Source organism: Gramella jeungdoensis (genome assembly GCF_023805255.1).
Classification (GTDB): Bacteria; Bacteroidota; Bacteroidia; order Flavobacteriales; family Flavobacteriaceae; genus Christiangramia; species Christiangramia jeungdoensis.
Genome location: NZ_JAMSCK010000002.1, coordinates 622,683 through 636,241, shown reverse-complemented (window position 1 = coordinate 636,241; position 13,559 = coordinate 622,683). Strand labels below are relative to the sequence as shown.

The window sequence follows — 13,559 nt, the reverse complement described above, 5'->3', positions numbered from 1 at the left end:
AAATGAAAAAGAATTATCTACTAATAATCACAGCCATTCTGGCAACTCAGTTCTCCTTCTCTCAATTCTCGCTGGATGGGGAATTTAGGCCCCGAACGGAATACCGGCATGGGTTTGGAACCATATTTCCGGAAGATGCCGATGCTGGCTTTGCTATTTCAGCAAGAGCAAGGCTGAATGCTGACTATAAAACCGATTCATATGAATTCTATTTAAGCCTTCAGGATGTCATGGTATGGGGGGAAAACAGGCAAATATTACCCTATGACCTCAATAATTCCTTCGCTATTTTCCAGGCCTGGGCTAAACTGAAATTAAGTGACAGCCTATCCGCCAAATTAGGAAGACAGGTGATTTCCTATGATGACCAGCGTATTTTTGGCGGACTGGACTGGGCGCAACAAGGACGTAATCATGACGCCATTTTATTGAGCTACAAAAAAGCAAAGTTCATGTTCGATCTTGGCCTTGCCTATAATCAGGATTTTAGCAATCCAACCGGTTTTATTTCCCAAGGAAATGCATATAACACCATGGGCTTCTTTTCCTATAAAACCATGCAGTATGCATATTTAAAGAAGCAATGGGATGCATTTTCGTTTAGTCTGTTAGCTTTGAACAATGGCTTCCAGGAATTCGAGGATGATGGTACAAGCCCAGATGGGCTTAGCAACCTACAAACTTTTGGAACACATTTAAATTATGGCAAAGGCAAATTTTCTGTCGCCGGTAACCTGTACCTTCAAACAGGAGAAAGACAGGGTGAGATCGATGTAAAAGGCGCTTATTTAGCCAGTCTTGACCTAAACCTTAAGGCTTCTGAAAAGACTAGCTTTGGAGTCGGCGCCGAAATAATCAGTGGTAATGATGCTGAGGCCGGCGAAACCGGAGCATTCTTCCCGTTATATGGAACCAATCATAAATTCAACGGATTCATGGATTACTTCTATGTGGGAAATCACGCAAATTCAATTGGACTGGTAGATGTTCACGCCAGTGCGAACTTCACCTTTAAAAATAATTCAGGTCTTCTGGTCAAGGTTTTGAATTTCTCCGGAGAACAGGAACTTCCGAGTGGAGAGAAATCATTAGGTACCGAAGTTGACCTTGTCTATTCCAAAAAATTCAATGGCTATGCATTAAAGGCAGGCTATTCCCAGATGTTTGCCAGTGATGGGATGTATGAACTTAAGGGAGTTCCGGAAGCTGATGCCGCTTCCTCACAAAACTGGGCCTGGGTAATGCTGGTTCTTAAACCTAAATTTCTTTAAAAATATTTATCCATATTACTTAACACTTATGCTAAAAGCCCTGTCAGATTAATATTTGACAGGGCTTTAAAATTATACCTCATTTAACCTTCAATTTGAACCTCTCAAGCTAATTCTGAGTCATTATTTACTTCTAAATTATTATTCCTATCCTGACTTAAATTGCAGCACTATATTTTCCTTTTTTGAAATTCTACCTTTAAATAATTTGAATATTCCCGAACTATCCACTAATCCTAGATCTTCACCGGAATCCTACAGCTCTTCCAGCCTCTAAATTCGCACTAAATGACTACATACAATATAACAATTAAGTATTTTTACTTATTTATTATTTGTTTATACGTATTTATACGTTATATTTGAAAAAACATAACGCCATAAAAATGATCTCAGTAAGACAGGCTTTATCTTTAATTCAGAAACATACTGTAACTCCAGTAGCTACTGAAGTACATATTGAGCAAGCCTTAGGCCAGGTGTTAGCCAAAGACATCCTCTCCCCTATAGCAATGCCTCCGTTTACGCAATCAGCAATGGATGGTTATGCTATAAGGCTAAGTACAGACCCTAAGTATAAAGTGATTGGAGAATCAAAAGCGGGCGACAATATAGGCTATGAGATCAAGAAAGGAGAGGCGGTTAGGATCTTTACCGGGGCAGTAATCCCTGAATATACCGATACTGTAGTTATACAGGAACACGTAGAGATAAAGGGAAACAATATATTCATTACAAAATTACCTGCTAAAGGTGCAAATATCAGACTAAAGGGAGAACAACTTTCTAAGAACGATCTTGTTCTGACTAAAGGACACAAAATTAATGAAGCCAGTATAGGGCTTCTTGCCGGTTTAGGAGTGCAGAAATTAAAAATTTTCCAAACCCCAAAAACCGGGATACTGGTAACCGGTAATGAACTTCAAGTGGCCGGAACTCCCCTTATCGCCGGAAAGATCTACGAAAGCAACTCGGTAATGTTAAAGTCAGCACTGAAAAGGAACGGGTTTGGAAACACGAATATTTATAATGTACGGGATGATATTTCATACACCAACAAAGTAATTAAGAAAGCTCTTTCCGAAAATGATGTACTACTTATTTCAGGAGGCATCTCGGTTGGAAAGTATGACTTTGTCCGGGAGGCCCTTCTTTCAAATTCAGTAAAAGAGGTCTTCTATAAGATCAACCAGAAACCGGGTAAACCACTATGGTTTGGAGCCAGAGATAAAAAAAGGGTTTTTGCACTTCCCGGAAATCCTGCGGCCAGCCTGGTATGCTTTTATATTTATGTATTGCCTGAACTAAGAAGACAAAAAGGCTTCACCAATCGCGACCTGAAAATTTCCAGCGGAAAATTAAGTCGGGCTCAGGAAAACAGATCCGGTAAAAGCTTATTCCTTAAAGCAAAAGTTAATAATACTTCAGTAGAAATCCTTGATGGGCAAAGTTCAGCAATGCTACACAGTTTTTCACAAGCCAATGCATTAGTCCTGATCCCTGAGAGTAAAAAAATAATAGAAGAAGGAGAAAAAGTAGAATACCTGGAACTTGGTTATGAATGATAAAAAGATAAAAAGCAGAATATGGATAGAAAGAGACGGGAAACCTTTTCTGGGTTATGGGAAGATCCTTCTTCTAAAGAAAATAGACGAGAGGAACTCCATAAATGCTGCGGCAAAGGAGCTTTCAATTTCCTATAAGAAAGCCTGGGAAATGATAAACAGTATTAATGAGTCTGGTAGACAGCCTGTCACAATAAAAAGAACCGGAGGTAAAAATGGTGGAGGTACAGTTGTAACCAGTTATGGCAAAGAGCTTATCTGCCAGTTCGAAGAACTCAATGAAAACTGCATGTTTTTCCTGGAAGAACAATTAAAAAAGTATGAGCTATGAAAACTAAATCACCATTGAGCGCATATATACTTTGTGGCGGAAAAAGCAGCAGAATGGGTACCGACAAAGGCTTTGTCAGATTCAGGGATCGCTCGTTTACAGACTGGTGCCTGGAGGCTGCTAGACAGATTACAAAGGATATTCACCTGGTTACGGCTAATAAGAAATATGCTCAATTCGGATATCCGCTTGTGGAAGACATCCATAAAAATAAAGGGCCAGTTGGAGGCATTTATACGGCCCTTGAAAACTCAGCTACCGGCTGGAATTTAATTCTTAGCTGTGATATTCCCGGCATTACAGGTTCACTTTTGAATCATCTGTTTGAAAGAACACCTGAACAAACTTCAATAGCATTTTTGAGCTCTGGATCGAATGACTATCCGCTTGTAGCGATATATCACAAAAATTGCAGCAAATATTTTTCCGAAGCTATTCAGGAAAATGATCTCAGACTGATGAATGTTATCGGAAAACTGAATTATGAACGCATCGAAATTCCGTTTTCTGAAAGTCATAATCTCAATAACATAAACACCCCCGAAGAATTAGAAATCTTAAAAAAAACACGCTATGAAAGATACAGTTAGAAAATTCCCAAAAGTAAGCCTGGTCGGGGCAGGTCCCGGTGATCCGGAATTGCTCACTTTAAAAGCAGTAAAAGCCCTGGAAAATGCCGATGCCGTACTTTACGATGCTCTCGTAAATCCTGAAATTCTTAATCATGCACCTAATGCCGTAAAGCTTTTTGTGGGCAAGCGTAAGGGATGTCACTCCTATAGCCAGGATCAGATCAACGAGCTTTTGGTTAAACATGCTTTGCAGTATGGCCATGTAGTTCGCCTTAAAGGCGGGGACCCCTTTGTTTTTGGAAGGGGAAGTGAAGAAATAGCTCATTTATCCCACTTTGGCATTTCCACTGAAGTAGTTCCCGGTATTTCTTCAGCTTTAGCGGTACCTGCATATAAAGGAATCCCGGTAACTCATCGGCGCGTTGCAGAAAGTTTCTGGGTGATTACCGGAACAACCTCATCCCGCCATTTATCAGATGATATAAGACTGGCGGCAAGATCAAGCGCCACTGTGGTGATACTTATGGGAATGAGCAAATTGTCTCAGATAGTTTCGATCTTTAAAGGAGAAGGGAAAAACGATACGCCAATCTCTGTAATTCAAAACGGGACAAGGGAGGATGAGAAAAGCTGCATAGGAAAAATCTCAAATATTGAAGAACTGGTAGCAGAACAAAAATTGAGTTCCCCGGCAATTATCATCATTGGAGAGGTAGTTGAAATCTCTAAAAATGGAATGAACGATCTGTTAAGTGATGAATTTATCTTTCAGAATCTCGGGATTGAGGCTATCCCTGCATAGTTAAATTGAAAGTCAGTTCCCTTAACTATTGGAAAGATGGAATTAATAAAAGAAGCTGAAACAAGTTCAGCTTGACGATAAGCTAAAAAACGAAAATATGATCTGTATAAAATATTTTGGAGCCATTGCAGAAGTTACGAATTGCAGTTCAGAAACAATTGAAAAAAGTAATTCCAGCCTGAAGGAGATCATTCAGGATATACAGTCAAGATACGACCTGAAGCATATTCCGCTGAAATTTGCTCTGAATCAAAACATAATTGAAGCGGTAGAGGAAATAGAAATCAATGAAAATGATGAGATCGCGGTACTGCCGCCATTTGCAGGAGGATGATTATGAACAGATATTCAAGACAGAAGAAACTTCACCAGATTGGTGAAACGGGACAGGATAAATTGAAGCATGCACGGGTTCTTGTGATAGGCGCCGGCGGACTTGGTTGTGCGGTCCTGCCCTACCTTGCTTCGGCCGGGATCGGTACCCTGGGTATTATTGACGGGGATAAGGTTGAAGAAACTAATCTTCATCGTCAGGTTCTTTATACCGAAAGATCCCTTACAAGGCTAAAAGTAGAGGAAGCAAGGAATCGACTTCGGGCAATGAATAGTTCTGTCGAGATAGAAATATTCAGGGAGTTTCTCAATGCAAGGAATGCTATTGAAATCATTTCAGCGTATGACCTGGTAGTAGATGCCACAGATTCTATCTCTATACGATACCTCATCAATGATGCCTGTGTGATAGCCGGAAAGGCTTTCGTTTATGCATCTGTTTTCAAATTTGAAGGACAGGTTTCGGTTTTCAATTATAAAAATGGCCCAACCTATCGTTGCCTCTTTGGTGAGAATGAAAAGGCTGTGCAAAATTGTGAGGAAGCCGGAGTAATGGGTACCACTGTAGGGCTCATAGGAATGCTCCAGGCGAATGAAGTGATGAAAATAATTACCGAAACCGGCGAGACTCTTTCCGGAAAATTGCTGGTTTATGACACACTTAAGAATGAACAGCATAATTTTAGCTTCAAAAAAAATACAAAACTGAAGATTGACCATGAATTCTTCAGGAACAAGTACCAAAAAGAATATATACGAGAAACCACCCCGGCTGAGGCCCTGGCTGGTAAAAAGCTGCTGGTAGACGTGAGAGAATTGCACGAGACTCCTCAGATAGAATTAAAGAACCTAATAAGGATTCCGCTTTCAGAGCTGGAGAAAAATATGCAACTGCTGGATAAAAAAGCTGAAATCAGATTATTCTGCCAGAGCGGAATAAGAAGTATGAAAGCTTTAAAAATATTGGAAAATAAGGGTTTCCATAATCTGAAAAGCATCAGCGGTGGTGCCATAGAAATTTCTAAAATATTGAATAATGAAAAAGAAGAAGAATATATTTATTGAAGGCGCTATAAGCCCAGAATTTATAGCGGAATCTATCGCCAAACATCAAACAAAGATGAACATTGGTGCCCATAATATCTTTCTGGGGCAGGTGCGTGCCGATGAAGTGGAAGGTAAAAAAGTAACTGCCATTGAGTATACCTGCTATAAAGCTATGGCAGAGGAAAAACTTAGCGAAATCAGAGAGAATGCATTCGAAAAATATGATCTCACCTGTATGCATATTTATCATAGCCTTGGAACTATTAAGGCCGGAGATATCTGTTTTTTTGTCTTTGTTTCTTCAAAAAGAAGAAAGCAGGTATATGCCGCAACCGAGGACATAGTGAATATGGTCAAAACTGAAGTACCCATCTTTGGAAAAGAGATCTTTGAAGACCAGGATTATCAATGGAAAGTAAACACATTTTAAGATGGTTGATATCACTCACAAAATAAAAACGCTCCGAATAGCCGTGGCCGAAGCCTTTGTGAAAGTTGGTGATCCTGCTACCATTTCAGCGATCAAAAACAATGTAGTACCTAAAGGTAATGTCCTGGAAATGGCGAAAACGGCAGGGCTTTTCGCGGTTAAAAACACACATCACACCATCCCTGACTGCCATCCCCTACCGGTAGAATTTACGTTGGTGAATTATGAGATCGAAGAAGGTTTTGTAAGGATCATTTTCACGGTTAAGACGGTTTACAAAACCGGGGTGGAGGTCGAAGCCATGCACGGGGCATCTGTCGTAGCTCTAACCATGTATGATATGCTAAAACCCATCGATAAGAATATCGAAATAGAAAAAATAAGACTGGTTGAAAAAAAAGGCGGAAAAAGTGATTTCAACAAACATTCCTCCAGGCTCAGTGCAAGTGTGATCGTATGTTCCGATTCCATTTCAGAAGGGAAAAAGGAAGATCGCGCCGGGAAGGCCATTATCAAAAAGCTCAAAGAAAGCAAGGTAACTGTGAATACTTATCAAATAATTCCGGACGAACTGGAGATCATCAGAAGTAAGGCACTGGAATATTCTGAAACTGATAACCTGGTGATCTTTACCGGAGGTACCGGACTTTCATTCAGGGATGTCACACCGGAAGCACTGGAACCAATTCTGGAACGAAGAATCCCTGGAATTGAAGAAGCCATTCGCAATTACGGTCAGGAACGTATGCCCTATGCTATGCTTTCCCGAAGTATTGCAGGGACCATTGGAAATTGCCTGATTATGGGCCTTCCAGGTTCCACGAAAGGTGCCAGCGAATCTATGGACGCAGTATTCCCCCATTTACTGCATGTTTTCAAGATCTTAAGAGGGGCAAAACACGATAATAATGACTAAGACGACAAAAATACTTACCGATAAATTTAACAGACAACACAACTACCTGCGTATCTCGCTGATAGAGAAATGCAACCTTCGTTGTGCCTATTGTATGCCAGCCAATGGCGTCCCCCTTACTCCAAAGCATCAGCTTATGCAGGCCGATGAGATCCTGGAGATCGCAAAGGTATTTGTAAAGAATGGTGTAGATAAGATTCGGCTTACCGGAGGTGAACCACTGGTTAGAAAAGATTTTTCAGACATTCTTAAAAAACTCTCCAAACTTCCCGTAAGACTTTCCATTACCACCAATGCCGTACTTGCCGACAGGTTTATCGAAGATTTTAAAAAATATGGCCTGAATGACATCAATGTTAGCCTGGATACTTTACTGCCAGAAAAGTTCAATATGATCACCCGCCGGGATCAGTTTAAAAAAGCCTGGGAGAATATTCACCTGCTTATCAAAGAAGGTTTCAACGTGAAAATAAATGCGGTGTTAATGAAAGATTTCAATGAGGATGAAATCAATGATTTTATTCTATTCACCAGGAATCTTACTGTTTCAGTAAGGTTCATTGAATTCATGCCTTTCGATGGAAATCGATGGAACCGGTCAAAACTGGTGACTGAAGAGGAGATACTTGACAAAGTCGAAGAATTCTTCGGAAAGGAACATCTTGAAAAACTGGAGGACGAAAGGAATTTCACCTCCAGGAATTACAAAATAAAAGGTTTTAAAGGCCAGTTTGGAATCATTAGCTCCGTAAGCAATCCTTTCTGTGATGGTTGTAACCGTATACGGCTTACGGCAAATGGCAGGATCAAGAACTGCCTATTCTCCAACCATGAAACCGACCTGCTTTCCGCCTTAAGAGAAGGAAATGATCTGGAAGAACTTATCTCGAATTCACTTCACAAAAAGAAAAAGGTACGTGCCGGTATGAATAGTTTTGAGAAATTGAACGATCCTAAGAAACATAGCAATAACCGGAGTATGATAACTATTGGAGGATGAAAAACCAAAACCTAAATCATAAGTGCATTTAAGGGATCATGACCACAATTGTGCTAAAGAATCTACAATAAATATGAGATTTCTCCTTTCGTTGAAATGACCTCATTGTAAAACCTATTCCTTTTGCTTTTCAAATACCTTCTTCTTGAAACTCGTTTTTGGAGCCTCACAAACAGGGCAGCTATAATCTTCAGGAAGATCCTTAAAAGTAGTTTCAGGCTCTATATCCTGAGTAATGTCACCGTAGGCTTCATCATAAATGGTAAAACATTCCTGGCACTGGTATACTTCTGTTTGAATGATCTCTTTTTTGGGACCCGCTGATTTTTCCTCTTCCTTCTTCTGCCCCAGCTGTGCAAAATACATCTGGCTAAGTTCCATCAAAAGTCCGGGTAATTCTACCTGGTCTACATCCTGCACATGGGTGATATACTTTCTGGTATTAGGATCAAAGTCTTTTGCATATAGCAAATTGAAGGTATCCCTTATCTCAAATTCCGAAAGGTCCTGAGGAGTGGTATTCTTTTCAATCACTATAGAAGTAAAATAATAGACCCTTCTGGTATAATTGGCAATACTAAAGGTAAGGCCATAGGTACTAATATCATTCTGATCGAAATTCGCGACCAGGTATTTTTTGAGTTTGAGAAGTTCATCATTAGCCACAGGTAAATGCCAGTTCAGCTCAAGCATGGAATGCCGTACATTAATCCCGAATTTACCCAGAAGCTTCTCCCACTGCAATTTAGACTCCTGCGGAATTCCTTTAACTATGAAGGATTTCCAGGGAGTAATACATATCCTTCCAATCTTAAGTTCTGCACACAGGTCGCACATGGCCTTTAGAAATTCGAGATCATACCTGTTATTTCTCCAGTACAGCCCGAGCCAGTATTCCCCTGTACCAATGCGGTTCATCCCTTCATAATAAGGGAATGGATAGAACGGCACTTCCAGGGGTTTATCTACGGTGCGATTATCGGTATCAACGGCATCATTCACAAGCTCGAAGATCATTTCTATATCACCCGGCTCCTCCATCAGAATATTTTCAATGGCCTCTCCAATTTTGGCAATATCCCAGCTGTATATTAGTGCCGGATACATCTCTGTATTTTCCCACTCCGGTAAACGAACATATAAATACCAGTAATCTTCGTGCTCCGAAGCAATAAAATTCAAATGGCCGGTAAATAAAGGAACCAACCTTTGTCGCGGCTCCGTAATATTGATCTTTAAAGATGGTTCATAACGTATCTGTTCAAGAATATACAAATACCTGTCTCCCGTCAGCCACGCGGTAGTGGGAAATATATCGGTAGTCACATAAGATGAAACTATATTTTCCACCGGATTTGAATTCGGTTCTATAATGTTGAGAGCTTTCAAACCATCCAAAGCGTCCTTTTCCAGTGCATCAGGAAAAAGAATGTCCTGCCTCGATCCAAAGGAGATCGTACTGAGTCCTGCATTTTCTGCAGTTTCAGCAATATTTTTAAGCTCTGCAGGTGATAACACACCGCCCTTAACTATTAATCTTGGAAGAATCTTTTTCATCTATTTAAAAATTTTTATTCAACTGCTAATCAAACAAATAAAAATTTTTTGCATCGATCAACCGTTTCGCTTTCGCATAAAAAATTTAATTATTTCAGTTGGTATTCAAAAAATTAAATTTGTTTATGCTCATTTCATACCAGTTCCTTTGATGTGTTTAATATCTCTTTCACCTCTGTCTTACAACTACCGCATCCAAGTCCTGCTCCGGTTTGTTTACACAACTCGGTGAAATCGGTACAACCATTGGCAATGGTCTCTTCAAGATTACCAGCACCTACCTGACTACAGGAACATACCAGTTTGCCTTTCACCGGTTCATCATTGCCAGAACCCCGAAGTAGGGTTTCCCGCCTGTCTGAAAGTTCGATCTTACTTTCAATAAGACTCTTGAATTCAGCGAACTCATTTTTATCTCCCATGAGAACAGCTCCCACCAGCAGATCATCTTTCACGATACATTTCTTATAATATCGTTTCTTGATATCGGTAAAGATTATTTCCTCATAGCTATCGTCATTCTCAGGCACGTTAATGTCGCCAATACTACAAACATCCAGGTCATTGAATTTCAGAATATTCATCAACACAGAACCATTATAGGTACTACTAATGTCTCCGGCCATAAAATTGGCAAGAATGGTCGCCTGTTCTTCGGCTGCTGAAGTAATACCAAACAATTTATTCCTGAATTCAGCGATCTCACCCAACGCGAAAATATCGGGGTTTGAAGTTTGTAGATGTTGGTTCACCTTTACCCCACGACCACAGGCAAGTCCACTCTTTCTGGCGATCTCGATATTCGGAAGGGTTCCAATAGCATAAACAATGGCGTTGGCATTAATATTCTTTCCGCTCTTAAGAGTAATGTTCAGATCGTTAGAATCCTCATCATCAAAAACAGTACTTACTTCATTATCAAAATAGATCTGTATGCCCCTTTCATAGACATCCTGCGCGAGCAGTTTACTGGAAGTGATATCAAGCTGACGCTCCATAAGCCTTGAGGAACGTTGAACTATAGTAACTTTCACCTCTTTATGTTTCAAGGCTGCAGCCAGTTCAAGGCCAAGAAGCCCTCCTCCCACGATTACCACATGTTGTTGTTCTGGCGGCAGTCCCGTGGCATCCATGTAAGCCTTAAAACTATCGGCATCATTCTTACTTCTCATAGTAAACCGGCCAGGCAGATGCAGCTGTGCATCTTTTGGCGCAAATGCCCGGCTACCGGTAGCCAGGATAAGTTTATCAAAAGAATGAAGCTTGCCATTACTATCTGTCACTGTCTTGGCTTCTGCATCAATAGCCGTTATAAATGCTTCCTTATGAAGGTTTATTTTCAGTTTTTCCAGCTCTCTTTCCTTTATCTTCTGAAGCTGTTCCCACGTAAGCTCCTCGGTAATATATTCCGGAAGCAGTACCCTGTTGTAAAAAGGATTCTCTTCTTTGGAGAACACATCTAACTGGTCACTGCTATTATGTTCCCTGTAATTCTGAATAAAGCGGAATGCGGCCGCACCTGCTCCCACAATAAGAATCTTCTCCTTCTTCTTCCTGAATTTCTGAACTGAAACAGTAGTATATTTAAAATCGGGTTCCTTTGATAGTGGATCCACCCGATCACTTGTAAGATTATTAGCCCGGTTAAGATCATGGTTAAGTTGTTTACCCCAGTGCATTGGCATAAAAACAACACCTTCCCTTACATTCTCTGTCACTTTTGCCCTTAACCTAACGGTTCCGCTGGGGCTTTTAACCTCGGCGACATCTCCATTTTTAATATTATTCAAATAGGCATCCACCAGATTGATCTCCAGAACGGGATCTGGATAATGTGTTTTTAATCTCGCGACTTTCCCTGTTTTGGTCATGGTATGCCATTGATCCCTGATCCTTCCTGTGGTAAGGATAAGAGGATATTCAGAATTGGGTTTAGTTAAGCTATTGCCGTTACTCACCGGAATATTGAAAACAGCCTTTTGCGATGGTGTATAGAATTTTTTGTCCTGAAAAAGTCGTGGAGTACCGGCGTGACGATATTCGGGTACAGGCCACTGAAAAGTTCCCTCATTCTTAAGCCTGTCATAGCTAAGATGGGAAATGTCAATATTGGTACCTCTGGTCATCTGGGTATATTCCCGATAGATCTCTTCGGTATTATTATAATTAAAGCCCCTGAAACCCATTCTCTGGGCAAAATCGCAGAGTATATCTACATCTGGCCTTGCCTCACCAGGCGGATGAATATGTTTTTCAAGATAAGAGATACGTCTTTCAGAATTGGTCATAGTCCCCTCCTTCTCAAGCCAGCCTGCAGCCGGTAAGACAAGGTCGGCAAGATCTACGGTATCCGATTTATGTGAGATATCCTGAACCACAACGAATTTAGCCTTCTTCAGAGCCTTTTCGGCTTTTCTAACATTTGGCAGGCTCACCATGGGATTGGTACAAATAATCCAGATCGCCTTCAGCTTTCCTTCTTCCAGGGCATCAAACATTTCGGTCGCCGTATAACCGGGTTTGGGAGAAATATCGTCCACGCCCCAGAACCGCGCCACTTCCTTTCTGTGCTCCTCATTCATCAGATCTTTATGGACCGCCAGAAGATTGGCCATCCCTCCTACCTCGCGACCTCCCATGGCATTGGGCTGACCGGTAAGGGAAAAAGGTCCGCAACCGGGCTTTCCAACCTGTCCGGTCACCAGAGAAAGATTCAGCAGTGAAAAATTCTTGTCTGATCCTACCACACTTTGGTTAAGTCCCATCGCCCACATACTTATAAAGCCTTTTGAGCGCCCTATCAGGCTGGCCGCTTTTTTAATATCGCTGGCCGGAACACCGCATAATTTTGAAGACTGGCCCAGGGATAATTCCATCACCCTATCTTTAAACTCCTTAAATCCCTCGGTATGGTTCTTTATGAAATTCTTATCTATAAGCCCTTTCTTGAGCAGCTGTCGTCCTATCGCGTTATAAAGGATCACATCGGTACCCGGTAACAGCTGAAGATGCAGATCGGCAAAATTAGCCGAATCGGTTTTGCGGGGATCGGCAACAATTATTTTCACTTCGGGATTTTCCTCCTTATGCTTTTCTATTCTTCTGAATAGTATTGGATGACACCAGGCTGGATTTGCTCCGGCGATCAGAAAACAGTCGGCAAGCTCAATATCATCATAGCTTCCGGGAACTGAGTCCTCTCCAAAGGTTTTTTTATACCCGACCACGGCCGAGCTCATACATAGCCTTGAGTTGGTGTCTATATTATTAGTACCTAAAAATCCTTTGGTAAGTTTATTTGCGATATAATACTCCTCCGTAAGACATTGCCCTGAAACATAAAAGCCAACGCTATCGGGACCGTGTTTTCTTATAATTGACTTGAAAACCCCGGCAGCCCGGTTCATGGCATCATCCCAGGATACCCTTTCACGGGGATGTGAACGGCTCCACCTCATTTCAGGATACAGAATCCTGTCTGAGGTGTCATTTACCACATAATGAAGGTTCATCCCTTTGGAACAAAGCATTCCCTTATTCACGGGATGGTTCTTATCTCCCTCAACCTCAATCCGGTTATGGGCATTTTTCTTAACAACTACCCCGCATCCTACTCCACAGTATGAACATGTACTTTTCACTTCTTTCCCGATCATATGCCCCATGTTTCTTTACAAATTTGGTCTTTTTGATGATACAATAAAAGTCCTGAATGTATTTTTATGGATACTCTAA

The 13,559-nt window shown here is 41.0% G+C and carries 12 protein-coding genes; 10 read left to right on the top strand and 2 right to left on the bottom strand.

The genetic code is table 11. The features are described from left to right. The first annotated feature begins 2 nt into the window (after positions 1 to 2). From NE848_RS06920 to moaA, 10 genes are all read left to right on the top strand, one after another. Positions 3 to 1,271: an alginate export family protein gene (locus tag NE848_RS06920; RefSeq protein WP_252111811.1), complete on the top strand. Its 1,269-nt coding sequence runs from the start codon at positions 3 to 5 to the stop codon at positions 1,269 to 1,271. 386 nt (positions 1,272 to 1,657) lie between these two features. Continuing rightward, entirely contained in the window at positions 1,658 to 2,836 is a 1,179-nt protein-coding gene (locus tag NE848_RS06915; protein WP_252111809.1) for a molybdopterin molybdotransferase MoeA, read from the top strand. Further along, on the top strand, positions 2,829 to 3,167 hold the full coding sequence (locus NE848_RS06910; RefSeq protein WP_252111807.1) for a winged helix-turn-helix domain-containing protein: 339 nt from the start codon (positions 2,829 to 2,831) through the stop codon (positions 3,165 to 3,167). Before NE848_RS06915 ends, NE848_RS06910 begins: the two co-directional genes overlap by 8 nt. Next, on the top strand, positions 3,164 to 3,757 hold the full coding sequence (locus NE848_RS06905; protein ID WP_252111805.1) for a molybdenum cofactor guanylyltransferase: 594 nt from the start codon (positions 3,164 to 3,166) through the stop codon (positions 3,755 to 3,757). The genes NE848_RS06910 and NE848_RS06905 overlap by 4 nt, the downstream gene beginning before the upstream one ends. Continuing rightward, positions 3,741 to 4,541, top strand: coding sequence for a uroporphyrinogen-III C-methyltransferase (gene cobA, locus NE848_RS06900; RefSeq protein ID WP_252111803.1), 801 nt, complete (start codon positions 3,741 to 3,743; stop codon positions 4,539 to 4,541). The genes NE848_RS06905 and cobA overlap by 17 nt, the downstream gene beginning before the upstream one ends. Before the next feature lie 97 nt (positions 4,542 to 4,638). Then, the gene (locus NE848_RS06895; RefSeq protein ID WP_252111801.1) at positions 4,639 to 4,875 is read left to right on the top strand and encodes a MoaD/ThiS family protein; all 237 of its coding nucleotides are present in this window, start codon (positions 4,639 to 4,641) and stop codon (positions 4,873 to 4,875) included. A gap of 2 nt (positions 4,876 to 4,877) precedes the next feature. Then, the gene (locus NE848_RS06890; protein ID WP_252111799.1) at positions 4,878 to 5,939 is read left to right on the top strand and encodes a ThiF family adenylyltransferase; all 1,062 of its coding nucleotides are present in this window, start codon (positions 4,878 to 4,880) and stop codon (positions 5,937 to 5,939) included. After that, entirely contained in the window at positions 5,911 to 6,351 is a 441-nt protein-coding gene (locus NE848_RS06885; RefSeq protein WP_252111796.1) for a molybdenum cofactor biosynthesis protein MoaE, read from the top strand. The genes NE848_RS06890 and NE848_RS06885 overlap by 29 nt, the downstream gene beginning before the upstream one ends. A gap of 1 nt (position 6,352) precedes the next feature. Further along, complete coding sequence (gene moaCB / locus NE848_RS06880) at positions 6,353 to 7,267, top strand: bifunctional molybdenum cofactor biosynthesis protein MoaC/MoaB (RefSeq protein WP_252111794.1); 915 nt, start codon at positions 6,353 to 6,355, stop codon at positions 7,265 to 7,267. Then, positions 7,260 to 8,267: a GTP 3',8-cyclase MoaA gene (gene moaA, locus NE848_RS06875; RefSeq protein WP_252111792.1), complete on the top strand. Its 1,008-nt coding sequence runs from the start codon at positions 7,260 to 7,262 to the stop codon at positions 8,265 to 8,267. The genes moaCB and moaA overlap by 8 nt, the downstream gene beginning before the upstream one ends. Before the next feature lie 114 nt (positions 8,268 to 8,381). On the opposite strand, the gene NE848_RS06870 is transcribed toward moaA, so the two are convergent. Beyond that, entirely contained in the window at positions 8,382 to 9,824 is a 1,443-nt protein-coding gene (locus NE848_RS06870) for a rubredoxin (RefSeq protein WP_252111790.1), read from the bottom strand. 134 nt (positions 9,825 to 9,958) lie between these two features. Then, positions 9,959 to 13,480: a nitrate reductase gene (locus NE848_RS06865; RefSeq protein WP_252111788.1), complete on the bottom strand. Its 3,522-nt coding sequence runs from the start codon at positions 13,478 to 13,480 to the stop codon at positions 9,959 to 9,961. Between the last annotated feature and the right edge of the window lie 79 nt (positions 13,481 to 13,559).